The sequence below is a fragment of the Phyllobacterium sp. P5_D12 genome, assembly GCF_054049495.1.
The window spans coordinates 1-568 of record NZ_JBFUMG010001173.1 but is presented as its reverse complement, the minus strand read 5'-3'; the positions used below and the strand labels follow the sequence as shown (position 1 = coordinate 568).

Here is a 568-nt window from a genome sequence, read left to right as displayed (position 1 = left end):
GCCGTACAAAGCGCGGCGTGCAGTCCCGTGACGTTATCGTGGGATGGTCCGAGCTCGGCAGCGTATGCCCGTTTTGCGATCCAGTCTGAGTGTTCGAACACCCCGCCAAAGCGATAGACGAATGCGTCCTCGGACATTGTAGATGGCTGCACTCGCTGCGGTTTATAGGGATGGTTCGTGGCCCAATGCTGCGCGATGTCAATGCGACGAGCGAGCCAGACCTTCTCGTGGCCTTGTATATATTCAATGAAGTGGGTGAGAGCTGCGATCCTTCCTGGCCGGCCGACCAAACGGCAATGGAGACCAATGCTCATCATCTTGGGCGAACCGGCTTCACCTTCGGCGTACAAGGTATCGAAACTGTCCTTCAGATAGGAAAAGAACTGATCGCCAGCATTGAATCCTTGCGGCGTCGCGAACCGCATATCGTTGGCATCGAGCGTATAGGGAACAACGAGCTGGTGTTTGCCGCCGAACTCGTGCCAATAGGGCAGGTCGTCGGCATAGGAATCGGAAACATAGTCGAAGCCGCCTTCCTCGGTGACGAGATCGACGGTGTTCACCGAGC

Annotated in this window: 1 pseudogene; it reads right to left on the bottom strand. The window is 56.5% G+C overall.

Going from position 1 to position 568, the window contains the following annotated elements:
- A pseudogene (locus ACXJ5O_RS29345) lies at nucleotides 1-568 on the bottom strand (allantoinase PuuE); the annotation flags it as partial.